Source organism: Paucibacter sediminis (assembly GCF_030254645.1).
GTDB classification, from domain to species: Bacteria; Pseudomonadota; Gammaproteobacteria; order Burkholderiales; family Burkholderiaceae_C; genus Paucibacter_B; species Paucibacter_B sediminis.
In genome coordinates, this window is record NZ_CP116346.1 from 194,769 (window position 1) to 218,401 (window position 23,633).

Sequence of the window (23,633 nt, forward strand, 5' to 3'; positions counted from 1 at the left end):
ACTCTATCCTTTGATTCCGCTGCTGGAGGCGCCTTCGATGAAGTGCTTTTGCGCCATGAAGAACACGGTGACCGAAGGGATCAGCGCCACCACCGATATCGCGATCACATTCGCCCACTCCACTTCCTCGGTGGCACCGATGCTCATCTTCAGCGCCAGCGAGACCGGGTATTTCTCCACCGAGGCCAGGTAGATCAGCGGGCCCATGAAGTCGTTCATGGTCCAGATGAACTGGAACACGACCACCGAGATGATGGCCGGCTTGAGCAAGGGCACGATGATGTGCCAGAGCAGTTGCAGCGCGTTGCAACCGTCGATCTGCGCGGCCTCTTCCATGTCACGCGGGATGCCGCGCAGGAACTGCACCAGCATGAAGACGAAGAAGGTGTCGGTGGCAAAGGCGGAGGGAACGATCAAGGGCAGGTAGCTGTCCAGCCAGCCGAGCTCCCGAAACAGCAGGTACTGCGGCAGGCGTAACACGATCAGCGGCAGCATCATGGTGCCGACCATGACGGAGAACAATAACTTCTTGCCCCAGAACTCGAAGCGCGCGAAGGCATAGGCCACCAGCACGCAGGAGATCACCGTGACGATGATGCGCGGGATGGTGATCAGGAAGCTGTTGAGGAAGTAGGTGGCGAAGCTGTATTCCGTGCTCGTCTTCCAGCCCTTGGCATAGGCGGAAAAATCAAAACGACTGGGCCAGAAGCCGATCTCGCTGAAGATCTCGCCATTGCTCTTGAAGGATGCACCCACCAGCCACAACAAGGGGTAGAGCATCACCAAGGCCACCAGGCCCAGAGCCAGGTAGCGCAACCAGGGGCGGCCGCGCTCGCGGTTGAGCACCAGGGTCTCTGTACTGCTCGTCATTTGCGCTCCTTCTCACCGGCGTAGAAGACCCAGTACTTGGAGCTCCAGAAGGAGAAGGCGCTCAGGCCGCCGACCAGGGCGAACAGCACCCAGGACAGCGCCGCGCCGTAGCCCAGATTGAAGAAGCGGAAGCTCTGGTCGTAGATGTAGAGCGCCAGCACATAGGTGGAGCTCAGCGGGCCGCCCTCGGTGATCAGGTAGGGCCCGTTGAACTCCTGGAAGGCATGCACCATCTGCATGATGAGATTGAAGAAGATCACCGGCGTGATCAGCGGCACCGTGATGCGCCAGAACTGCTGGAACTTGCTCGCGCCATCGCATTCGGCCGCCTCGTACAGCGAGACCGAGACGTTCTGCAGCGCCGCCAGAAAGATCACCATGGCCGAGCCGAACTGCCAGGTGAACAGCAGCACGATGGTCCACATGGAGTAATGCTCGTCGGCCAGCCAGGCGATGGGCTCGATGCCGAGCTGCGAGAGCAGCAGGTTGACCAACCCGTTCTTGGAGAAGATGAAACGCCACAGCACCGCCACCGCGATCGAGCCGCCCAGGATGGAGGGCAGGTAGAAGGCGGCGCGGAAGAAGTTGATGCCGCGCATCTTGAAGTTCAGCACATGGGCGATGAAGAGCGCAAAGCCCACGCGCAGCGGCACGGCCAGCGCCGCGAACAGCAGCGTCACGCCCAGCGATTTGCGGAACAGCGGGTCGCCGGTGGCCAGCTCCTGGTAATTCGCCAGGCCCACGAACTCCGGCGGGTCGATCAGGTCGTACTGGCTGAAGCTGAGCGCGAAGCTCGCCACGAAGGGAAAGAGCTTGAACAGCAGCACGCCCAGCACGAAAGGCAGGACGAACAGGAAGCCGAGGCGTTTGTTCTCGTACATGGCATGCGGCCTCGGCCGCCTCAAGAGGTGTGATCAGCGCGCAAGCCAGCCGCCGTCGACGGCGACGGTATAGCCGTTGACATAGTCCGATGCCTGCGAGGCCAGGAACACCACCGGCCCGGCCAGATCATCGGGCACGCCCCAGCGCCCGGCCGGGATGCGCTCAAGGATGGAGGCATTGCGGCCCTCATCGGCACGCAGCGCCGCGGTGTTGTTGGTGGCCATATAGCCTGGCGCGATGGCATTCACATTGATGCGGTGGGCCGCCCATTCATTCGCCATCAGGCGCGTGATGCCCATCACGCCGCTCTTGCTGGCGGTGTAGGACGGCACGCGCACACCGCCCTGGTAGGACAGCATCGAGGCCACGTTGATGATCTTGCCGCCACCGCCCTGGGCCAGGTACTGGCGCGCCACCGCCTGCGAGAAGAAAAACACCGTCTTCAGGTTCAGGTCGATGACGTCGTCCCAGTCCTTCTCGCTGAACTTGATGGCGTCCTCGCGGCGGATGATGCCGGCGTTGTTGACCAGGATGTCCACCCGGCCGCTGAGGCTCTTGGCCTGCTCCACCAGGCCCTCCAAGCAGCTGATGTCGGAGAGATTCGCGCGCAGGTCCAGGAAGCGGCGGCCCAGCGCCTCGACCTGGGCACGGGTTTCATCCGGCTCGGAGACGTTCACGCCCACGATGTCTGCGCCTGCCTGCGCCAGCGCGCGGGCCATGCCCTGGCCCAGGCCGGTGTTGCAGCCAGTGACGATGGCCACGCGGCCGTGCAGTTGGAAGTTATCGAGGATCATGCTGCGGCTCCCCTCAACGCAAGGCCGTCATCGGGACATGGTCCATGTCCTTGAAGACCTGGTTTTCGCCCACCATGCCCCAGATGAAGGTGTAGGCCTGCGTGCCGACGCCCGCGTGGATGCTCCAGCTCGGGTTGATGACGGCCTGTTCGTTGCGCACCACCAGATGGCGTGTCTGCGTCGGCTCGCCCATCATGTGGAACACCGCGGCGTTCTCGCTCATGTCGAAATAGAAGTAGACCTCCATGCGCCGATCGTGCGTGTGGCAGGGCATGGTGTTCCAGAGGCTGCCGGGCTCCAGCTGGGTCATGCCCATCAGCAGCTGGCAGGTGGGCAGCACATCGGGCACCAGGAACTTGTAGATGGTGCGGCGGTTGCTGGTTTCGGCGGCGCCCAGGGTCTCGGGCGAGGCCTCGGCCAGTGTCACCTTGCGGTGCGGGTAGGCCGTGTGTGCCGGCGCGCAGTTGAAGTAGAGCTTGGCGGGCACGGCGGCATCCACGCTTTCGAACTGCAACTGCTGGGCACCCTGCCCCACATACAGGGCTTCGCGCGGGCCGATCTCGAACACCTGGCCGTCCACCGTGGCGCGTGCGGCGCCGCCGATATTGATGAGGCCCAGCTCACGGCGCTGCAGAAAGAAATCGGTGCCGGTGTGGCGCCCCAGCTCGGGCGAAAAGCTCACCGCCTGAGTCACCGGCATGATGCCGCCGACGATGATGCGGTCGATCTGGCTGTAGGTCAGCGTGGCCGCATCGGGCTTGAACAGATCTTCCACCAGAAAGTGGCGGCGCAGGCCTTCGGTGTCCAGGGTGCGCGCATGTTCGCTGTGGATGGGTTGGCGGATTTCCATCGTGCTTTTCCTTGCTCTGGCAGGGTTCTTGGCGGCCCTGCCGAGGCGACAGGACGGGGTGATTGGACGCAAGCTTAGACAGCTCGGGACTTTCCCGGAATTATGGTTTCTATTTAGTGAACCACTGTTTCATTTTTCTGTGCGGCCGCTATAGTAATTCGAAATCGCAGCGCCAGGAGTGCCCGCATGAACCCGTTTTTCGACGCCGCCACCACCCCTTGGGAAGAACTGGGCGACGGCATCCGCCGCAAGATCGTGGGCCACACGCCCGGCTTGATGTCGGTGCTGGTGCAGTTCGACCAGGGCGCCATCGGCACCCCGCATGCCCATGACGAGCACGACCAGATCGCCTACGTGATCAGCGGCTCCTTCGAAGCCGAGGTCGCCGGCCAGAAGCGCGTGCTGCGTGCCGGCGACGCCTTCATTGCCCCGCGCCTGCACGCGCATGGCGTGGTGGCCCTGGAAGCCGGCAGCACCTTGCTGGACCAATTCACCCCCCGCCGCGAGGACTACCTCTAGCCCTCCTAGCCACACAGCGGCGGGCGGCACTGCAGCAGCTCTCCGAGTCACCCCAGGCGCCCTGCGCGCGCCCCCATGGTCAACCCGACCGAGCCACGGACACAGAAACCGGGCCAGGGCAAGACTTGCAAAACAATCGGAGACATCGCACATGCAGACCCGCCAACGCCACACCCCGCCCCGCCTTTCCAAACTGAACGCCTGCCTGCTGGCCGGCAGCAGCCTGCTGATCGCGTCCGCCGCACAGGCCCAGCAGACCGCCAAGAGCGAACCTGCTGCGCTGGACCAGGTGGTCGTCACCGGCCTGCGCGCCTCGCTGGAAAGCGCCCTGCGCACCAAGCGCGATGACAGCGGCATCGTCGATGTCATCAAGGCCGAGGACATGGGCAAGTTCCCGGACACCAACCTGGCCGAATCGCTGCAGCGTGTGCCCGGCGTGGTGATCGACCGGGATGCCGGCGAGGGCCGCAGCATCACGGTGCGCGGCCTGGGGCAGGACTTCACCCGCGTGCGCATCAACGGGGTGGAGGCCCTGGCCACCACCGGCGGCACCGACAGCTCGGGTGGCGCCAACCGTTCGCGCGGCTTCGATTTCAATGTGTTCGCCGCCGATCTGTTCAGTTCGCTGACGGTGCGCAAGAGCAGCTCGGCCGATGTGGACGAAGGTTCGCTGGGTGCGACGGTCGACCTGCAGACCGCCCGCCCCTTCGACCTGAAAGGCTTCACCGCCGCGGTGTCGCTGAAGGGCGTCTACAACGATCTCTCGGGCAAGACCAATCCCAAGGCGTCCTTCCTGGTCTCCAACACCTTCGCCGACAACAAGGTGGGCGTGCTGCTCTCGGGTGCGTCATCCAAGCGCCAGTTGCTGGAAGAAGGCTTCAGCACGGTGCGCTGGGACAACGGCCCCTCCTCGGGAGGCTGGTGCCCGCCGCAAGGCATCACCACAGGCTTGCCGGCCGGCTCCACCGCCACCACCTGCGGCCCGGCCGCCCAAGGCGTGACACGCCTGCCAAACACGCCCGAGAACATCGCCGCCTTCAACGCCGCCAGCAAGGCAGAGAACTTCCACCCGCGCCTGCCACGCTATGGCCGCCTCACCCACGACCAGGACCGCCTGGGCCTGACCGGTGCGATCCAGGTCAAGCCGGCCGAGGGCACCCTGCTGACGCTGGACATGCTGTACTCCAAGCTCAAGGCGACGCGGCAGGAAGACTTCCTGGAAGCGATCTCCTTCAGCCGCACGCTCTCGCAGGGCGGCAAGCCACAGACCAGCGTGCTGGCCACGGAATACGGCCCGAACGGCGAGTTGCTCTATGGCAAGTACAACGGCGTGGACATCCGCTCGGAATCGCGCTTCGACGAGCTCTCCACCACCTTCACCCAGCCCACGCTCACGCTCGAGCAGGACATCGGTGATTCGCTCAAGCTCACCGCCCGCGTGGGCCGCGCGACCTCGAAGTTCAGCAACCCGATCCAGACCACCACCACCCTGGATGCGGCGAACGTGAATGGCTACGAGATCGACTTCCGCGCCAATGACCGCGCGCCGTCCATCACCTATCCCTTCAGCCCCACCGATCCGAACGGCCCGCTGAAGATCCTGGGCGTGCCGGTGGGCTCCAGCAGCATCACCAATTTCACCCCCAGCGAGATCCGCATCCGGCCCCAAGGTGCCACCAATATCAACGACATCGCGCACCTGGACCTGGCCTGGGAGCTGATCCCCGACCGGCTCACCCTGAAGGGCGGCGCCGACTACAAGAAGTTCAGCTTCACGACCTTCGAGTCGCGCCGCACGGTGGAGACCATGAACACCCTGCCGGCCGGCGTCAGCCAGGCCAGCCTGGTCACCGCACTCAACGGTTTCGGCAAGGGCCAGAGCCTGCCGGCCGGCACCGCCACGGCCTGGCTGATCCCCGACCTGAATGCCATCGCCGCCGCCTACGACATCTACTGCAACTGCCTCAAGACCGGTGCGGCCGGCGGCCCGGGCGACTTCACTCTCACCTCCATCACCAACGGCAACGCGCGCGGCAACAACCGCGCCGTGGTGGAGACGGACACCGGTGGCTTCCTGCAGGCCGACTTCAACACCAGCCTGGCCGGCGTGCCGCTGCGCGGCAATGCCGGCGTGCGCTATGTGAAGACCAATATGACGGCCGATGGCTACCTGGCCACCGCAGGCGGCACCGCCGTCACCGCCGAGAACAGCTACAGCGACGTGCTGCCTGCGGTGAATGTGGCCGCCACGCTGAGCAAGGACCTGATCCTGCGCGGCGCGGTGGCCAAGGTGATGTCGCGGCCGCAGCTGGGCAATCTGAGCCCGGGCGGCACGCTCAACACCACCGGCACGCTTTCCTACACCGGCGGCAACCCCCTGCTCAAGCCCTTTCGCGCCACCACCTACGACACCAGCCTGGAGTGGTACCACGCGAAGAATGCCTTCGTCGGCCTTGGCCTGTTCCAGAAGAACATCAAGACCTATATCCAGACCCTGCGCACCAACATCCCCTACAGCCAGACCGGCCTGCCGATGGCCCTGCTGCCGCCCGGCTTCACGGGTGAGGAGGTGTTCCAGGTCTCGGCCCCGATCAACACCGATGGCGGCAAGCTCAGCGGCTATGAGCTGAACGTGCAGCAACCCTTCAGCTTCCTGCCGGGCTGGGGCAAGAACTTCGGTGCGCTGCTGAACTACACCTATGTGAAGTCCAAGATCCAGTACGTGGTATCGCCCACCAGCAACACCACCATCACCGACGATCTCATCAACCTCTCGCCCAAGTCCTACAACGCCACGCTGTACTACGACGACGGCACCTTGAGCGCGCGCCTGTCGGGCTCGCAACGATCGAGTTATCTGACCCGCGTGCCGGGCCAGAACAACAACGATGTCGAAGGCAAGAACAAAACCTTCAACGTCGACTTCTCGATCTCCTACAAGGTGACACCGCAGCTGGACGTGACCCTGGAGGGCGTGAACCTGACCAACCAGCCGAACGACCAGTTCATCAGCCGGGCCCGCGACAGCGTGGTGGTCAACAACGTCACCGGGCGCGAGTACCTGATCGGCCTGCGCTACAAGTTCTGAGCCGCGTGATCCGCAGGCTGGCACTCTCCGCGGCCCTGCTCTGCAGCGTGGCGCTTCCCGCCCACGCGCAGACGCTGGGGCTGCGCATCCTCCTGGTGGGCGACTCCACCATGGCGCCGCGCAGCGGCTACGGCAATGCGCTGTGCCAAAGCCTGGACCAGCTCGCCTGCCTCAACCTCGCGCGCGGTGGCCGCAGCAGCAAGAGCTACCGCGCCGAGGGCCTGTGGGGCGCCGTGCTCACCTTGCTGCGCGACGGCGGGCAGCGCGATCTCGTGCTGATCCAGTTCGGCCACAACGATCAAGCCGGCAAGCCCGGTCGCTCGACCGATCTGGCCACCGAGTTCGGCCCCAACCTGGCCGCCTATGTGCAGGAAGTGCGCGCCCTGGGCGCCCATCCGGTGCTGCTGACGCCGCTCACACGGCGCAGTTTTGCCCAGGGCGTGTTGCAGAACGACTTGCGCCCCTGGGCCGAAGCCTGCCTGCGCGTGGCGGCAGAGCTCGATGTTCCCGTGATCGACCTGAACGCAGTCAGCGCCGCCGCCGTCGAGGCCTTGGGGCAGGCCGGCGCCGACGCACTGGCAATGGCGCCGCCGCAGTTCGACCGCACCCATCTGGGCAGGCAGGGCTCCGCCCTGTTCGCCGAGCAGGTGTTGCAGGCCCTGCTGGCTTTGCATCCCGAGTTGCGGGCGGCGCTCAGCACGGCGCCGTGAGCGCCAGCCACCCACCGCGCGCCATCCGCCTCAGTGCCGCGACGACCAGCGTTCGTAGGCCGCCAAGGCCTTCAGCGGCCAGGTGCCGAACCAGGCATAGCCATTGCGGCGCTCCGCGCTGATCTCGTTGACGTCGTCGTGCAGGGTCTTGTCGCGGTCGCCGAACACCGGCTTGAGCGTGCTGGCGTCGTAATAGCGTGCCCACAGCGGGCTGGCGCCCGACTTGTGGCTGAGGCGCCTGCCCTGGCTGTCGTCCTGCCGGGCCCACTGCACATCGGCAAGCGCCAGCTCACGCAAACTGGCGATGCCGGCCTCGACGGCCTGCTTCAACTCGGGCGACGGTTGCGGTTGGCGCATCAGGTAGAGCAGCACATCGGCGCTCTCGCCGCTGCACAAGGAGGCAGGCTCGTAGTTGCGCGCTGCCACTGGCGCCAGGCTCAGGGCATCGTACTGCTGTGCCCAGATCAGCTTGCGGCGCTGGCCGCGCACTTGCGCCGCCAGCAGCAAGGCGATGGCACGCTGCTCGGCAGCCAGCGCCTGCGCGCGCAGCGCGCCTGGCACAAAGCGCCACTCGGCCGCCCCCTGCCCGGCCTCGCCCAGCAACTCGGCCACCTCCACCACGGCGTTGTCGTTCAGGGTGATGGCGTCGTGGTAGCCGCCTTGCAGGGGCCAGACCTGCGGCCAGCCGCCGTTGGGGAACTGGGCTGCCAGCAGGTAGGTCAGACCCTTGAGCGCGCTGGCCCGATAGGCGGCTGCAGCGGCCGCATCGGGCAATTGTGCCGCCACCTTGGCCAGGAAGCGGATCTCGCTGATGGTGGCGTCGTTGTCGATGGTGCCCACATAGCTCCAGCGCGGGTTCTCGGCCAGATCGAAATCGCCTGACAGCGCACGCAGCGAGTTGTTGTCGGCCACGTAGTCCTGGCCGGGCAGGCGCGGCGCTCGGTCGCGCGGCTGGTTCTTGCCCCAACCGCCCGCCGGGGTCTGGAAGCTCACGATGTTGTCCGCCACCTGGCGCGCCGCGGCGCTGGCGTACCAGTCCGGGCTTTGGTTCAGCGGCATGCTCTTGTCAGCATGGCCACCCTCGGGTGCGGGCGGCACCGGGGTGCCGCTCGGCAAGGCGGCGCGCTCGGCGGCCAGCGCCGCACGGTCGGCCTCGCGCTGCTGCTGCGAGCGCGCCAGATAGTCCAGCCAGGGCGCACGCTGATCAGGCGCCAGCGCCGCTTCGACGCGCGCCACCGTCAGCGAGTTCGCGGGCACATTGATGCCGATGACGGCGGCCCGCACCGCGCCCACCTGCAACAGGCTCAGGCCGAACAGGCCCGCAAGCACCAGGCGCGCAGCCCTCATGTCAAAGCCTCCTGCATCAGGTCGCTCATCGCCGCGAGGGGAATCACGGCGCCACGGTGCTGGATGACGCGCGCAGCCAGGCGGTTACCGAACCGGGCGGCCTCCAGTGCCGAACGCCCCAGCAAGCGCCGACTCAGGTAGCCGGCGGCGAAGGAATCGCCCGCGGCGGTGGTGTCCACCACCTGGGCCACCGGTTCGGTGGCAGCTTGCTGCCAGCCGGCATCCGCAGCGCCGCGCACCAAGGTGGCGGCAGCACCGCGCTTGATCAGCAGTTCGGGGCTGGGCAGCGTTTGCGCGGCTGCCACGGCAGTCTCCAGGTTGGGCAGGCCGAACAGGGCCTGGTGGTCGTCGGCCGTGACCAGCGCGATGCTGGCCAGCTCGAAGGCGCGAGCGAAGGCCGCGCGCGCCTGCGCCGCATCGGGCCAGAGCCGCGGCCGGTAGTTGTTGTCGAACACCACCGCGGCGCCGCGCTCACGCAGCGCCTGCATCAGCATGAACAGGCGCTCGCGCCCGGCTGGCGGCAGGATGGCCAGGCTGATGCCGCTGAGGTAGAGCGCATCCCAGTGGTACAGCCCCTGCTCCAGCGGCGTGATGCCGCCGTCAAAGTAGGCCTTGGCGGCGCTGTGCTCGCGCCAGTAGCTGAAGCTGCGTTCGCCGCGCTCGTCCACCTCGATCAGGTACTGGCCTGGCAGGCGGCCGGGAATCTGCAACACCAGATCCAGGGCCAGTCCATCGCCGGCCCAGCGCTGCAGCAGCTTGGCGCTGAGGGGATCGTCGCCCAGCGCGGTGGCGTAGTGGCAGCGCAGGCCGGCAGCGGCACCACAGCGCGCCAGGTAGACCGCGGTGTTGAAGGTGTCGCCGCCATAGCTTTGTGTGAGCGTGCCCAGGGCCTGGCCCTGCAGCTCCAGCATGCACTCGCCCACCAGGGCCACCTGCTTGACGCGATCGGCTGGGATGCCTGCCTCCATGCAATCACCTAGTTGTTTTGAAACACTGTTTCGTTATTCTATTTTTCCCAGCGGATTTTCCGAAACGGTAGTGACCCTGATGCCCACCTCACCCGCCCCTGGGCTGCTGCTGCTCACCGGTGCCGCCGGCAGCCTGGGCCGTCTCCTGCGCGAGCCGCTGGCCACGCTGTGCGGGCCGGCACAGCGCTATGCCGGCCTGCGCCTGAGCGATCTGGGCGCTGAAGCCGCCACGCCCGGATGGCAGCGCTGTGACCTCGGCGAGCGCGCCGCCACCGAGCAGCTGCTGCAAGGCGTGGCCGCGGTCGTGCACCTGGGCGGGGTGGCGCTGGAGAGCCCCTTCGATGGCATCTGCGATGCCAATATCCGCGGCGTGTTCCATTTGTACGAGGCGGCACGCCTGGCCGGCACGCGCCGCATCGTGTTCGCCAGTTCCAACCATGTGACCGGCTGCTACCCACAGGGCGACATGCTGGACCCGTCCAGCCCACCACGGCCCGACGGGTTCTACGGCGTCAGCAAGCTGTTCGGCGAGGCCATGGCGCAGCTCTACTGGGACCGCTACGGCATCGAAAGCGTGTGCCTGCGGCTGGGCTCGGTGACGGCCCGGCCCGAGGACAGGCGCGCACTCGCCACCTGGCTCAGCCATGGCGATCTGCTGCGCCTGGTGCGCGCCGCACTGCAGGCGCCCGCGGTGGCTTGCCTCACCGTCTATGGCGTCTCGGCCAACCCTGGCCGCTGGTGGAGCGAGGCGGGCTGGGCGCAGCTGGGCTACGCGCCGCAGGACAGCGCCGAGCCCTGGCGCGCGACCCTGCAAGACCTGACCCCAGCGCCCGACTCACCGATGGCGCGCCTGCAGGGCGGCAGCTTTCTCGGCCTGGGACCCTTCCCGCGTGAGCCATGAGGATCGAGCGCTTCTGGTCCGGCCGGGCCGACCTCGCCGAGAGCCCGCTCTGGGCGCCGGCCGAAGCGGCCTTCTACTGGGTGGACATCGAGCGCGGCCAGATCTGGCGCCATGATGGCTCGACGCGCCCGGCGCGCTGCTGGCAACTGGACCAAGCGGTGGGCTGCATCGCCCTGCGCACCGGCGGCGGCCTGCTCGCGGCGCTGCGCGACGGCGTCTATGCGCTGCGCCTGCAGGACGACGGCAGCCACCATGCCGAACGGATCGCCGCCGCGCGCCACGGCCCGGGCCTGCGCTTCAACGACGGGCGTTGCGATCGTCAGGGTCGCTTCTGGGTCGGCAGCATGGACGACAGCAGCGGGGCCGCCGCGCCCCTCGGCAGCCTGGCCCGGCTCAGCAGCGCGAGCGAAGCCGGCGGCCAATGGCAGCCCCCCTTGCGCGGCGATCTGCGCGTACCCAATGGCCTGGCCTTCAGCCCTGACGGGCGACGCCTCTACTTCAGCGACTCACATGCCTCGCAAGCCATCGTCTGGGTCTGCGAGTACGCGGTAGAGAGCGGCCAGGCCGGCCCGCCACGCCGCTTCATCGAACGCCTGCCCGCAGGCCGCCCGGACGGCGCCGCCGTCGACGCCGAAGGCGGCTACTGGATCTGCGCCAACGATGGCGCGGCCGTGCTGCGCTACACCCCCGATGGCCAACTGGACCGGCGCATCGCGCTGCCCATGGCCAAGCCCACCATGTGTGCCTTTGGCGGCCATGACCTGGCGACCTTGCTGATCACCTCGATGCGACCCGCGTGCGGGCCCGGTTCGGAGCACGATGGCCGCCTATGCGCGCTGCGGCCAGGCGTGTGCGGCCTGCCCGAGGCCAGCGCTATCTGACGCGTGCCTCGAACCAGCGGCCCAGCAGGGCCCGCTCATCCTCGGTGATGCCGGTGGCATTGCCCAGCGGCATGGTCTTCTGCAGCACCGCCTGCTGGTAGAGCGCGGCGGCGTTGCGTTCGATCAGCGCGGCCGTGTGCAGTTGCATGCCCTTCTGCGCCAGCTGCTCGTTGTGGCACAGCACGCAGCGCTGCTGCACGATGGCCTGTACCTGGGCCAGGCTGGGCGCCGCCGCCACGGCCGGCCGCGGTGCCGGCGCCATCCAGGCGATCAGCCCGGCCAGCAGCGCCAGCGCGGCGACGATCAGGCCCCAGGCGTTGACGCCCTTGTGACGCTTGACGAACCAGGTGCGCACCAGCACGCCCACCGCCATCAGCACGATCAGCGTTAACCAGTTCTGGGGGTGGTTGAAGAGCATGCCGTAGTGGTTGCTCAGCATCGCGATCAGCACCGGCAGGCCGAAGTAGGTGTTGTGCACGCTGCGCTGCTTGCCGCGCTGGCCGAACATCGGGTTCACCGGCCGGCCGACGCGCATGTCGGCAATCACCTGCTTCTGGCCGGGGATGATCCAGAAGAACACATTGGCGCTCATGATGGTCGCGATCATGGCGCCCATCAGCAGGAAGGCGGCGCGGCCGGCAAACAGCTGGCAGGCGCCCCAGGTGGCGGCGGCCACGAAGGCAGAGATCAGGCCCAGCACCAGGCCGTCGTTGCCGATCTGCCCGTTCTTGGTGTGGCCGAAGCGGCGGCAGATCTGGTCGTAGAAGATCCAGCCCGCGGCGAGGAAGCCCAGCGCCCCGGCCACCGCGGCCGGCGCGCTCCAGTCGTGCACGCGGCGGTCGATCAGAAAGCTCTCCGCATTGAAGAGATAGAGCACCACGAAGAGCGCAAAGCCGCTCATCCAGGTCCAGTAGCTTTCCCAGTAGAACCAGTGCAGGTGCTGCGGCAGATTGGCCGGCGCCACCATGTACTTCTGCGGGTTGTAGAACCCGCCGCCGTGCACGGCCCACAGCTCGCCGTCCACGCCGCGTGCCTTCAGGTCGGGCGCCTCGGGCTTGGTGAGGTGGTTGTCCAGCCAGACGAAATAGAACGACGCGCCGATCCAGGCGATCACGGTGACGAGGTGCAGCCAGCGCAGCAGCAGATTGGCCCAGTCGAACAGATAGGCTTCCAAGCGCATCCTTTCCATGCGGCCCACCACAGGCGGGCGCTGTGGGCTGCGGTAGGGGTCGCGCCTTCCCGGTGCTGGACGCGGGCGCCGCTGCGACGGGCAAAGTGTATACAGTTTTGCCGCAAGCAAGCAGGCAGGCGGGCGATGCGGGCTGCGTCCGGCCCTCGGGTGTCAGCGCCGGCAATTTGGTTGATATTGCTACATGACGTAGTAATATCTACTTCATGAAATGGCTGCTACTGATTCTTTCGCTCCCCACCGAGAACGCCACCGCGCGCATGCGCTGCTGGCGCGCGCTCAAGGCCTGCGGCGCGGCGGTGCTGCGCGACGGCGTCTATCTGCTGCCCGAGCAGGGCGAGCACGCGGCCACGCTGGCCGCGATTGCCGAGGATCTGCGCAACAACGCCGGCACCGCGCACCTGCTGCCCACGCAGAGCGAGGAGCCCGAGTTCAAGGCCTTGTTCGACCGCAGCGCCGAGTTCGGCGCACTGTTCGAGCAGATCGCCACATGCCGGGCCGGGCTGAAGCAGGACGACGACGGCAGCGCGCTCGATGTGCTCAAGCAATGCCGCAAGCTGCGCAAGAGCCTGGAGCAGTGGGTGGCCATCGATTTCTTTCCGGGCGAGGCACAGCGGCAGGCCGACGCCGCCCTGCAGGCGCTGGAGCACGACGCCATGCGCGTGCTCTCCCCCGACGAGCCCCACAGCACGCAGCAAGGCATTGCCCTGCTGAACATCGAGGACTATCGCGGCCGCACCTGGGCCACGCGCGCGCGCCCCTGGGTGGATCGCCTTGCCAGTGCCTGGCTGATCCGGCGCTTCATCGACCCCGACGCCCGGTTTCTCTGGCTCAAGGCGCCGGCGGACTGCCCCAGGAAGGCGCTGGGCTTCGACTTCGATGGCGCCACATTCACCCACGTGGGCCCGCGGGTGACCTTCGAGACGCTGCTGGCCAGCTTCGGCCTGGAGACGCCGGCCCTGCTGCGTCTGGGCCTGCTGGTGCACAGCCTGGACGCCGGCGGGGTGCAGCCCCCCGAGGCGGCCGGCGTCGAGCGCGTGCTCGCCGGCATGCGGGAGGCGATCACCGACGACGACCAGCTGCTGCTGGTGGCCGCGGGCGTCTTCGAGGGGCTGCTGACCGCCTTCAAGCAAACAGAGGACAAGACATGAACGCCCTGCCCAAGGACCTCCCCTTCGACCCCAGCCAGTTGCAGGGCCTGTCGGAGCATTTGCTGCGCAGCCATCACCAGAACAACTACGGCGGCGCCGTCAAGCGGCTCAATGCCATCCGCGCCGAGCTGCGGCAGGCGCGGCCCGGTGCCATGGCCGGCTTCCAGCTCAATGGCCTGAAGCGCGAGGAGCTGATCGCCAGCAACTCGATGCTGCTGCACGAGCTCTACTTCGACAGCCTGGGCGCGGCGGGTCAGCCGATGGCGCCCGCGATGGCGCTGGCCCTGGCCGGCAGCTTCGGCAGCGTCGAACGCTGGCGCGAGGAGTTCGTGGCCATGGGCAAGGCGCTGGGCGGCGGCTCGGGCTGGGTGCTGCTGAGCTTTCAGCCGCGCGAGGGCACGCTGGTGAACCAATGGGCGTCCGATCACGGCCATGCGCTGGCCGGCGGCACGCCCGTGCTGGCGCTGGACATGTACGAGCATGCCTACCACCTGGACCACGGCGCGGCGGCGGGCGCCTACGTCGACGCCTTCATGGCGCAGATCGACTGGGGCAAGGTCTACCAGCGTTACCAGCAGGCCGTCCACGCCGGCAGCGCGGCCTGCGCCGCCGACCTGGCAGGGCTGGAGCTGGGCCGGCTCGTCGTCATCGACGTGCGGCGCGACGCCATGTTCGAGCAGGCGCAGACCATGCTGCCCGGCGCGCGCTGGCGCGATCCGGCCAGCGTGGCCGACTGGGCCGACGAGCTGCCGCGCGACGCCGAGGTGCTGGTCTATTGCATCTATGGCCACGAGGTCGGCCGCGCCACCGCGCTGAAGCTGCGCGCGCTGGGCCTCAAGGCCAGCTACCTGCCCGGCGGCATCGACGCCTGGGCCACGGCCGGCAAGCCCCTGCAGGCCAAGGAGCCCGCGGCATGAGCGACGCACAGCCGGGCGGCGCTGCGCCCTCTTCACCGCGCTACACGCTGTGGCAGTTGCTCGCCTACATGCTGGGCCTGGGCAGCTGAGGCTTCGGCGGCCCGGTGGCCCTGGTCGGCTTCATGTACCGCGACCTCGTCGAGCGCCGGCAATGGATAGGCGAGGCCGACTACAAGGAGGGCCTGGCCCTGGCGCAGCTGATGCCGGGGCCCCTGGCGGCGCAGCTGGCCATCTACCTCGGCTATGTGCATTACCGCGTGCTGGGCGCCACGGCGGCCGGGCTGGCCTTTGTGCTGCCCTCCTTCTGCATGGTGCTGGCGCTGGGTGCCGCGTACAGGGCCTTTGGCGGCATCGGCTGGATGCAGGCGGTGTTCTACGGCGTTGGCGCCGCCGTCATCGGCATCATCGCGATGAGCGCCTACAAGCTGACGAGCAGGAACATCGGCAAGGACGGCCTGCTATGGGCGATCTTCCTGCTCAGCGCCGGCGTCACGGTCATCACCAAGTCGGAGCTGGTGTGGCTGTTCCTCGGCGCCGGCGTGCTGGTCTGGCTGCTGCGCGCGCCGCCCCGGTTCACCGGTCGGCTCAACGGCTGGGCGGCCTCGGCCCCGATGGCCGGCGCCGCACTGCTCGCCGGCGCGGACTGGCCCAAGCTGGTCGAGCTCGGCGCCTTCTTCGCCTACGCGGGCAGCTTCGTGTTCGGCAGCGGCCTGGCCATCGTGCCCTTTCTCTACGGCGGCGTGGTGCAGGAACACCATTGGCTGAATGACCGGCAGTTCGTCGATGCGGTGGCCGTTGCCATGATCACGCCCGGCCCTGTCGTTATCACCACCGGTTTCATCGGCTATCTGGTGGCGGGTTTCTGGGGTGCGGTGGTGGCCGCGCTGGCCACCTTCGTGCCCTGCTATCTGTTCACGATCCTGCCGGCGCCGTATTTCAAGAAGCATGGCAAGCGGCCCGGCATCGTCGCCTTCGTCGATGGGGTGACGGCCGCGGCCATCGGCGCCATCGCCGGCGCCGTCATCGTGATCGGCCAGCGCTCGATCACCGATGGGCCGACCGCCGCGCTGGCGATCCTCACCGTCGCCTTGCTCTGGCGCTTCAAGCAGCTGCCCGAGCCGCTGATCGTCTTGGTCGCCGCCGTGGCCGGGCTGCTGCTGTACCCGCTGAGTCATGCCTGAAACCAGGAGTCCGCCATGCCATCCATCGCCTTGCTCTACCCCGGGGACCGCGCCGCACGGGATCGCAGCGCCCCCAAGGAGAGCCGCTTCGCCGCGCTCTTCGAGGCCTTCGCCAAGGCCGGTGTCGCGGCGCAGCCGGCGGTCTACAGCGACGAGTTCGCAGCCGAGGTCGCCGCGCAGCTGCGCGGGGTCGACGGCGTGCTGGTCTGGTGCAATCCGATCGAGTCGGGGCACCGGCGGGAGCGCCTCGACGCCCTGCTGAGGGAGGCCGCCGCGGCCGGCGTCTTCGTCAGCACGCACCCGGACACCATCCTGAAGCTGGGCACCAAGGACGTGCTGCTGGAGGTGCGCGAGCTGCCCTTCGGCAGCGATGCGGTACGCGTGGACAGCCTCGCCCAGCTGGCCGCCGAGCTGCCGGCGCGCCTGCAGTGCGGCGCGCGCGTGCTGAAGCAGTACCGCGGGCACAGCGGCATGGGCATCTGGCGTGTCGAGCGCGTCGAGCAGCCGGCGGGCGCCGCGCTGCTGAAGGTCAGGCACGCGCTGCGCGGCAGCGAGGAGGAGCAGCTCGACCTCGCCACCCTGCTGCAGCGGCTGGCCGGCTACTTCGAGCCCGAGAACGGCGGCCACATGATCGACCAGGCCTGGCAGCCGCGCCTGGTGGAGGGCATGGTGCGCGCCTACCTGGTCGAAGACCGCGTCGCGGGTTTTGGCCACCAGGCGGTCAATGCGCTGTACCCGAGCCAGGCGGGCAAGCCCGGCGAGCCCGCGCCCACGCCCGGCCCGCGCATCTACCACCCGGCCGACCTGCCGCAGTTCCAGCCGCTGCGGCACCTGCTGGAGACCGGATGGGTCGAGCAGCTGCGCGCCTGCGTCGGCCTGGCGCGCGAGCAGCTACCGATGCTGTGGGACTGCGACTTCATGCTGGGCGATCCCACGGCCGAGCAGCCGGAGCGTTACGTGCTCTGCGAGATCAATGTGAGCAGCGTGTCGCCCTTCCCGCCATCGGCGATTGCACCGCTGGTGGCGGCCGTCAAGGCAAGGCTCGCCAGGGCCCGCGCTGAGGCTGCCGCGATGCGCACTCACCCGAGCTCACGCCCGCTGGCATGCCTGCTTGCCAGCCTGTCTGGCTGCTTGATGGCCGTCACCCTGGCGGCCAGCGCCGTGGCTGCCCCCACCGGCGCGGACGCGCTCGCGATCCGGTCGCATGTCGAGTTCCTGGCAGACGACCTGCTGGAAGGCCGTGAGGCGGGCACGCGTGGCCACGACATTGCGGCGCGTTATGTGGCGAGCCAGTTTGCCCGCAGCGGGCTGCTGCCGGCTGGCGACGCGGGCGGCTTTCTGCAGCGCCTGCGATTGCGCGCCACGCGGCTGCTGCCGGACGCGGCCGAATTCGAACTGGCCGGGCCGGGCGAGCCGCAGCGCTACAGCTACGGTGCAGACTTTGTGCCGCTCCCCAGCCGTGATGCCGGCAGCACCGACGCCAGCGCCGACATCGTCTATGCCGGGCATGGCATCGTGGCGCCCCATCTGGGCCTGGACGACTATGCCGGGCTGGATGCCAAGGGCAAGTTTGTGCTGGTCCTGGCAGGCAGCCCACGCCTGATGTCGGGCGACCAGGCGGCCCACTTCGCGAGCCCGCGACTGAAGCAGGCGCTCGCCGCCGCACACGGCGCCATCGGTCTCATCACGCTGCAGACCCCGGCCAACGAAGCGCAGTTTGGTTTCGCGCAACTGCTGCGGACGCTGCAGGACTTCCGTTCCTACGCCTGGTTGGACGCCAGCGGCAAGCCGCAGGGCGGCGCCACCGCCGTGCCGCACCTGGCGACGCTGTCTGTCACCGGGGCCGAAAAGCTGCTGAACCGCGCGGGCATGCGGCTGGCGGAGCTGATCGCGCGCGCCGACCAGGGCCTGCCCCCGCCACGTCTGGCGTTTGGCGCCAAGCTCCGCATCGCGCGCAAGAGCCAGCTGCAGGACATGGCCAGCGCCAATGTGCTGGGCCGCATCGAAGGCAGCGACGCGCTGCTCAAGCACGAGCATGTGGTCGTGACGGCGCACCTGGACCATCTGGGCACGGCGCCCGGCGCGACGGGTGACAAGGTTTACAACGGCGCGCTGGACAACGCCACGGGTGTGGCCGTGATCAGCGAGGCCGCCCGCCTGATCGCCGCCCTGCCGGCCCGGCCACGGCGCTCAATCCTGTTTGTCGCGAGCACCGCAGAGGAGGCCGGCCTGCTGGGTTCCGAGTACTTCGTGAACCAGGCGCAGGCGGCAGGGCTGACGCTGGTGGCCAATCTCAATGTCGACATGCCGATACTGACCTATGACTTCCTCGACGTCTGCGCCTTTGGCGCGGAGCACTCGAGCATGGGCGAGTTGCTGCTCAGCGTCGCGCAATCACATGGTGTACCGGTCTCGCTGGACCCCAAACCGGAGCGGCGCCGATTCACGCGCTCGGACCAGTACTCCTTCGTCAAGGCAGGCATCCCGGCCGCCTTCCTCAACACCGGCCTGCACTCGCGCAGCGAACAAGGCGCCGGCCAACGCGCCCGCGACGAGATAGAGTCCAAACACTATCACCGCGTCAGCGACGACAGCACCCTGCCCATCAACTACGACGCAGCTGCCAGATTCGCCGACCTGACCGCGGCCATGCTCGTCGAATTGGCGAACACGCCGACACGTCCGCAATGGAAACCAGGCAACTTCTTCGGCGAGACCTTTGGCCGTGGCGCCAGCCGCGACGATGGCGATGACGAACAGCGCATGCGCATTGGGGCTTGGCCGCCAGCGCCTGCCGTCCGTGGCAAGTAGACACCATTGCCATGTGCATGCCCCTTCGGCCGGGGTCCGTTGACGCCAAATGTCGCGACTGGCCGATTGGTGGGAACGCTAACGCTGTGCGCCGATGCTGTGGAACTGCGACTTCATGTTGGGCGAGCCCACGACCGAATATCCGGAGCGTTATTTCTAGTGGGCGTCCGACGCCGACGTCCATCTGGTGGATCGCGTCATTCGACTGCCGCAGGCTCGTTCTCCGTGTGCCGCTCAGGCTCCGTGGTGCGGAGGATTTCATTCAGTACGGACGTGGCGTAAGTCCCGGCGGGCAAGGAGAACGTGAGCACCAGTTGATCGGCTTGCGGCCATTCCCATGACATGTCCACCGGGCTCGCCACCAGGGCGCGGCGCTCCTGATCCAGGCCGGCGTGTTCCATGCCGTCGCACAGGGTGGCGTGACGTTCAGCCACGCCGTTCTCCAGAGCCTGCGCTTGATCGGTGGTGATCACGCGGCCACGGCCCCAGAGCGGCCCGGTGGGTCGGCCCGCCTCGTCCATCACGTCACCGGGCAGGGTCTTGCCCCAGAGTCCCTGCTGAATGCGCAGCGCCAGCACTTCATTGAAGACGAAGGAGCGCACCGCCGACAGGTAGATGCCCTTCTTCTTCGGGTTGCGCACGCGGATCTCGCGCGCCAGCATGGCGCGGCCCTGCTCGACGTTGCCGCCCTCAAAGCCGAAACGCTGGGCGCCGAAGTAGTTGGGCACACCCTGTGACGAAATAGCCTTCAGATTGGCCTCGATGGCGGCAATGGCATCGGGGCCGCCGCTCAGCTCACGCAGCACGATGCGAAACCGGTTGCCCTGCAGATCACCGGGGCGCAGCTTCTTCACATGGCGGCTCTGGCTCAACACCTTGAATTCCGGATGCTGAAGCAGGGTCAGGTCGGGCGTCTCGCCCTTCGGAAAATAGATGCTGAACCACTGACGGGTGATGGCGTAGCGGTCCTTGAGGCCGGCATAGCCCACGTCCCATTCCTGCACGCCGGCGGCCTCGGCCAGCTGCTGGGCGACGAAGGCGGTGTTGGCGCCGTTCTTTTCGATCTCCAGCCAGATGTGTTCGCCCGCACCGGAGGGCAGCTGCAGCGGCAGTTCGGTCACGCCGAAATCCTCGTTGTGGCCTTTCAGGGTGGCGCTGGCGCCGCTGGCCGGATAAGCGTGGGGCCACTGCGGCAAGGTCGTGTATTGATAAGCGTCGGTCATGAGCGGTCTGAGGGCAGCAGTTGTAGGTCGGGACAGGCTGTCAAACCGACCAGGGGCAGTCCAGACCGTGATTCTCGCCCTGCCCGCATGCCTTGATGAGCGTCAGGCCTGACCGCTTAGGCGATGCCCGCCACGCCATCGAGGTACCGGGAAGGCTGTTGGTCGATGCGTCCCCGAAAGACGTAGGATGACCCCGGGGCGTCCGGTCGCTTCGATGGTACCCGTGCCCAACCTCGGTGGTTCACCGCCTCTGAGCATGCCCTACCTGGCCTACTTGCCAACTGAATGGAGGTCAACATGGTACGTGTCGACATTCGCACTTCATTCTCACTGCTTTGTTTGCTGCTTTTCCAAGCGGGTGCGGCCGTTGCGCAGGCTGATAGCGGTGCTACATCCAATGAGGCGCTTGCGACAATTTCCGGTTTTGCGCGAGAGTTTTGCCTCTCCGCCGATTCGACCTCCCGCAGCACCTCTGTGGAGCTCTCTGGTGATGCGAAGGTCAAGCTCAACGCCGTAATCAGCAAGATAGTGGGCCTCGAAATCGGCGGCGGCGGCAAGTACATCGACACAAATACAGAAGGTGTCCTGCAAAAGGACCTTGCCGCCGCGTATCAGGACACGAACCGTTGTCGAATGGCGGTTTTGGAACTGCTAGGGAATCGCCTGCTACCGGCGCAAGCCCCAAGTGCGTCCGCAGCCAGGATGGCTGGCCGATGGCGCGACGGCACGGACGATACGGTCTTCATAAATGTCGTCGTTCGCGGCCGAGATTTTCATTCAATCGAGTACAACCGATTTGGTCAGCCGACCGGCTCCATTGATGCCGTTGTCGCGGAGGGCAATGTCGAAGGCATGTATTTCATAGAGCCGACGCAGCCAGGGAACAAGACCTTCGTTGTCGCAGAGCGAACCATGGTAGGGACTGTGACGATGCGACTGTCGCAAGATGAACAGCGGCTCGTCGGCACGTTCGTGACTAAGAAGGCCAACATGGCGGTTCCGTTCGAATGGGTTCGACCGTGAAACCCATATCAGGGCACGGCACAGAGGAGAGGCTCCGCCCTCCTACAGTGAGGCGAAGCACCATGGGTCCCACGATCGTGCGGACCGGCCTCAGGAGCCAGTCACCCAACTGACTGGGCCGAGGGTCGGCTCCTGGCCGACCCCGTGCCCTCGACACTGGCAGTCCAGTCGCGCCCCTCAGCAGCAGCGCCCTCCCGCCGCGCAACACCCCGACTCCGTGGCGCCTGCGCCCTGCCCCAGCAGCGTCGACGCCGCGATGATGCCTGCCTTGACGATGAGCGCTTCGGGAATGGCCTCGAAGCTGACGCCATCGACCTCCATGGTGCGGCAGGGCAGGTCGCCGCAGACCTCGCAGCAGGGGCTGCTGCCGGCGCGGGCACCCAGCCATTCCTCCATGGGCTTGCCGCCGATCCAGATCCGGTTCGACTCGGCCGGATGGGCGCGGAACGCCGCCTCGTCCAGGGTCTGGGTTTCAAGCGCCGGCGCGATCCCCAGCGGGCCGAGTGCGGCCTGCAGCTTGGTCATCGCCGCGGCCAGGTTCTGCTGCGTGGATCCGCAGCGCGGGCAGGTTTCGCCCTCGGTGACGAGGCGCTTCCATACGATGGGCAATGGCTGCATCTGAGACTCCCGCTGCGTGCGATCGACCCCCAGCATAAGCGCAAGGCCCCGCCGCTAGGGTAGCCCATGGCGCTGGCGCGCCGCCAGGCATTTGGCATCGCCGGCCACCACCTCGCGGCAGGGCGAGGGGCGCTGCGCGTAGACGCTGCAGGCCACCGCGCCGCCGATCTCGCCTTGCAGGGCGGCACAGCGCGGCGCCTTGCTGTGGGTGCCCGCCATGCAGCTGTAGAGCGGGCTCACGCGCTCGGTGAGCGCATCCGGCAGGTCCGACGCCTCGGCCCAGTAGAACGAGACACGGAAGCTGGCGCAGCAGGCGCCGCAACTCATGCAGGGATTGACGGCAGCGGCAAGGGGGCGGCAAGCGTTCGCATCAGCCATGAGCAAGCGTTGGCCGCGCCCTTGACGCCGGCCTCATCAGGCGTCCACACACCTGGCGGGCAGATTCTAGAAAAATCGACAGGCGGGCCGTGCTGCCGACGAGCGTCGCGGCGCATCGTCAGTTTGACGGGGATCAAGGTTTGCCTTGCCCTCGAGTCGCAAGATGGACTTGCACGCCCCACCGGGGCCGGGCAGCGCGAGCCCATCATGACCACGATGCTGAGACGAACCACCAGGCAAGGCCTAGCCACAGCCATGCTGTTCGTCTGGATGTTTGCGCTGGTCAGCGGCATGGCCAATGCTTGCGCCCTCGGCAAGAGGAGTCCCCTTGACAGCAGCCCGATCACGACGACCTATCGCCACAACGACGCGGCCGGCGTGCATGAGCATGATGACCACAGCGCGGCGGGTTTCACCGCCCCGCGCTCAAGCGATCACGAGGATGCCTGCCAGCGCTTCTGCGACGACGAATGGTCGACGCTGAATCCACTCTCCAAGGACCTGGGCAGCCCGGCCAGCATGCTCCCGCTGCTGTTCGAATCGACCACCTTGGTCTGGACGTCGGAACAGGCCCTGGCGCCGGCGGCCCCTGCCCGTGCGGTGCCGATGCGTGGGACGGGGCCACCGATCCCGATCCGCTTCCTGAGACTGACGATTTAGCAACCATCCACCGGGCACGCCGGGCCGCGCCCGGAGCTGCCGGTATCGCACGCCCGTGCAGGCGCGTGCTGGATGGCGAAACAGCGCGCGTGCATTCGACCTGGAATTTGCAGGTTCTTTCCTTCTCTTCGCCGCAGCCCATCGGAGCGCACCATGAACAAGCTCGTCGTCACTGCTTCCGCGCTGCTCATCGCAGCCGGCATCGCCACCGCCCAGTCCAAGGATGAAGAAGATCACCAGGCCCATCACCCGGACGGCGCGGCCTCGGCCGCCATCGTCAAGGCGCCCGTCAAGGCACCCCTGAATGCACCCGTCAAGGCCGGCACGGCCGCGGCCATGAAGAGCGCCGACTCCGCCGCCAGCATGAAGGCCATGCAGGACATGCACCAGAAGATGATGGCCGCGAAGACGCCCGAGGAGCGTCAGGCTCTGATGGGCGAGCACATGAAGGCCATGCAGGCCGGCATGGGCATGATGAAGCAGATGTCCGAACAGCCCGCGGGCGGCGCTGGCGGCATGAAGGGCATGCCGGCCGACCCCAAGGCCCGCATGCAGGCGCTGGAGCAGCGCATGGACATGATGCAGACGATGATGGAAATGATGCTGGATCGGATGCCGGCCGCGCCTGCCCAGGGCGGCAAGTGAGCCGCTCAGCTGCATCGGGAGATCATC

Annotated in this window: 21 protein-coding genes and 1 pseudogene; 12 read left to right on the forward strand and 10 right to left on the reverse strand. The window is 67.4% G+C overall.

The genetic code is table 11. From position 1 onward, the window contains the following. Nucleotides 1-3 precede the first annotated feature (3 nt). From PFX98_RS00905 to kduI, 4 genes are read right to left on the reverse strand one after another with little or no spacing between them, the layout of a single operon-like run. Nucleotides 4-870, reverse strand: a complete 867-nt coding sequence (locus PFX98_RS00905) for a carbohydrate ABC transporter permease (RefSeq protein ID WP_285233288.1) — start codon at nt 868-870, stop codon at nt 4-6. Then, complete coding sequence (locus tag PFX98_RS00910; RefSeq protein WP_285233289.1) at nt 867-1,751, reverse strand: carbohydrate ABC transporter permease; 885 nt, start codon at nt 1,749-1,751, stop codon at nt 867-869. The genes PFX98_RS00905 and PFX98_RS00910 overlap by 4 nt, the downstream gene beginning before the upstream one ends. A 33-nt stretch (nt 1,752-1,784) precedes the next feature. Next, nucleotides 1,785-2,546 (reverse strand): 2-dehydro-3-deoxy-D-gluconate 5-dehydrogenase KduD, encoded by a 762-nt coding sequence (kduD, locus tag PFX98_RS00915; protein ID WP_285233290.1) that lies wholly within the window; start codon nt 2,544-2,546, stop codon nt 1,785-1,787. 13 nt (nt 2,547-2,559) lie between these two features. After that, entirely contained in the window at nt 2,560-3,396 is an 837-nt protein-coding gene (gene kduI / locus PFX98_RS00920; RefSeq protein ID WP_285233291.1) for a 5-dehydro-4-deoxy-D-glucuronate isomerase, read from the reverse strand. Nucleotides 3,397-3,582: 186 nt separating this feature from the next. On the opposite strand from kduI, the gene PFX98_RS00925 reads away from it, so the two are divergent. The 3 genes from PFX98_RS00925 (at nt 3,583) to PFX98_RS00935 (ending at nt 7,713) form a co-directional block, all read left to right on the forward strand. Then, nucleotides 3,583-3,915 carry a cupin domain-containing protein gene (locus PFX98_RS00925; protein ID WP_285233292.1) on the forward strand — a complete coding sequence of 111 codons (333 nt, stop codon included), beginning with the start codon at nt 3,583-3,585 and terminating at the stop codon, nt 3,913-3,915. A 151-nt stretch (nt 3,916-4,066) separates the two neighbouring features. Next, complete coding sequence (locus PFX98_RS00930) at nt 4,067-7,003, forward strand: TonB-dependent receptor (RefSeq protein WP_285233293.1); 2,937 nt, start codon at nt 4,067-4,069, stop codon at nt 7,001-7,003. Nucleotides 7,004-7,008: 5 nt separating this feature from the next. Further along, entirely contained in the window at nt 7,009-7,713 is a 705-nt protein-coding gene (locus tag PFX98_RS00935; protein ID WP_285233294.1) for a rhamnogalacturonan acetylesterase, read from the forward strand. A gap of 30 nt (nt 7,714-7,743) precedes the next feature. Here the strand turns inward: PFX98_RS00935 and pelA are convergent, their stop codons facing one another. Together pelA and PFX98_RS00945 are read right to left on the reverse strand one after the other, a co-directional pair. Further along, the gene (gene pelA, locus PFX98_RS00940; RefSeq protein ID WP_285233295.1) at nt 7,744-9,060 is read right to left on the reverse strand and encodes a pectate lyase; all 1,317 of its coding nucleotides are present in this window, start codon (nt 9,058-9,060) and stop codon (nt 7,744-7,746) included. Then, nucleotides 9,057-10,028 (reverse strand): sugar kinase, encoded by a 972-nt coding sequence (locus PFX98_RS00945; RefSeq protein ID WP_285233296.1) that lies wholly within the window; start codon nt 10,026-10,028, stop codon nt 9,057-9,059. The genes pelA and PFX98_RS00945 overlap by 4 nt, the downstream gene beginning before the upstream one ends. Nucleotides 10,029-10,107: 79 nt before the next feature. On the opposite strand from PFX98_RS00945, the gene PFX98_RS00950 reads away from it, so the two are divergent. Continuing rightward, complete coding sequence (locus PFX98_RS00950) at nt 10,108-10,929, forward strand: NAD-dependent epimerase/dehydratase family protein (RefSeq protein WP_285233297.1); 822 nt, start codon at nt 10,108-10,110, stop codon at nt 10,927-10,929. Beyond that, nucleotides 10,926-11,810: an SMP-30/gluconolactonase/LRE family protein gene (locus PFX98_RS00955; RefSeq protein WP_285233298.1), complete on the forward strand. Its 885-nt coding sequence runs from the start codon at nt 10,926-10,928 to the stop codon at nt 11,808-11,810. Before PFX98_RS00950 ends, PFX98_RS00955 begins: the two co-directional genes overlap by 4 nt. Here PFX98_RS00955 and PFX98_RS00960 read toward each other — a convergent pair. Next, the gene (locus PFX98_RS00960) at nt 11,803-12,984 is read right to left on the reverse strand and encodes a urate hydroxylase PuuD (RefSeq protein ID WP_285235511.1); all 1,182 of its coding nucleotides are present in this window, start codon (nt 12,982-12,984) and stop codon (nt 11,803-11,805) included. The genes PFX98_RS00955 and PFX98_RS00960 overlap by 8 nt on opposite strands. A gap of 221 nt (nt 12,985-13,205) precedes the next feature. On the opposite strand from PFX98_RS00960, the gene PFX98_RS00965 reads away from it, so the two are divergent. The 4 genes and pseudogenes from PFX98_RS00965 to PFX98_RS00980 all read left to right on the forward strand — a co-directional run bounded on the left by PFX98_RS00965 (nt 13,206) and on the right by PFX98_RS00980 (nt 19,059). Beyond that, nucleotides 13,206-14,150 (forward strand): chromate resistance protein ChrB domain-containing protein, encoded by a 945-nt coding sequence (locus PFX98_RS00965; protein WP_285233299.1) that lies wholly within the window; start codon nt 13,206-13,208, stop codon nt 14,148-14,150. Continuing rightward, on the forward strand, nt 14,147-15,067 hold the full coding sequence (locus PFX98_RS00970) for a Fe-Mn family superoxide dismutase (protein WP_285233300.1): 921 nt from the start codon (nt 14,147-14,149) through the stop codon (nt 15,065-15,067). Before PFX98_RS00965 ends, PFX98_RS00970 begins: the two co-directional genes overlap by 4 nt. Next, a pseudogene (locus PFX98_RS00975) lies at nt 15,064-16,248 on the forward strand (chromate transporter). Before PFX98_RS00970 ends, PFX98_RS00975 begins: the two are co-directional and overlap by 4 nt. Before the next feature lie 15 nt (nt 16,249-16,263). Continuing rightward, complete coding sequence (locus PFX98_RS00980; protein ID WP_285233301.1) at nt 16,264-19,059, forward strand: Cj0069 family protein; 2,796 nt, start codon at nt 16,264-16,266, stop codon at nt 19,057-19,059. A gap of 197 nt (nt 19,060-19,256) precedes the next feature. Here the strand turns inward: PFX98_RS00980 and truD are convergent, their stop codons facing one another. Continuing rightward, the gene (gene truD / locus PFX98_RS00985; RefSeq protein WP_285233302.1) at nt 19,257-20,282 is read right to left on the reverse strand and encodes a tRNA pseudouridine(13) synthase TruD; all 1,026 of its coding nucleotides are present in this window, start codon (nt 20,280-20,282) and stop codon (nt 19,257-19,259) included. A 285-nt stretch (nt 20,283-20,567) separates the two neighbouring features. Between truD and PFX98_RS00990 the strand changes: the two genes are divergently transcribed. After that, nucleotides 20,568-21,305 (forward strand): hypothetical protein, encoded by a 738-nt coding sequence (locus PFX98_RS00990; protein WP_285233303.1) that lies wholly within the window; start codon nt 20,568-20,570, stop codon nt 21,303-21,305. A gap of 177 nt (nt 21,306-21,482) precedes the next feature. Here the strand turns inward: PFX98_RS00990 and PFX98_RS00995 are convergent, their stop codons facing one another. Beyond that, nucleotides 21,483-21,923, reverse strand: a complete 441-nt coding sequence (locus PFX98_RS00995; RefSeq protein WP_285233304.1) for a DUF2703 domain-containing protein — start codon at nt 21,921-21,923, stop codon at nt 21,483-21,485. Between the two features lie 54 nt (nt 21,924-21,977). Further along, complete coding sequence (locus PFX98_RS01000) at nt 21,978-22,250, reverse strand: YkgJ family cysteine cluster protein (protein ID WP_285233305.1); 273 nt, start codon at nt 22,248-22,250, stop codon at nt 21,978-21,980. A gap of 258 nt (nt 22,251-22,508) precedes the next feature. On the opposite strand from PFX98_RS01000, the gene PFX98_RS01005 reads away from it, so the two are divergent. Together PFX98_RS01005 and PFX98_RS01010 are read left to right on the forward strand one after the other, a co-directional pair. Beyond that, the gene (locus PFX98_RS01005; protein WP_285233306.1) at nt 22,509-22,961 is read left to right on the forward strand and encodes a hypothetical protein; all 453 of its coding nucleotides are present in this window, start codon (nt 22,509-22,511) and stop codon (nt 22,959-22,961) included. Nucleotides 22,962-23,114: 153 nt separating this feature from the next. Beyond that, entirely contained in the window at nt 23,115-23,606 is a 492-nt protein-coding gene (locus tag PFX98_RS01010; RefSeq protein ID WP_285233307.1) for a hypothetical protein, read from the forward strand. Nucleotides 23,607-23,633 lie beyond the last annotated feature (27 nt).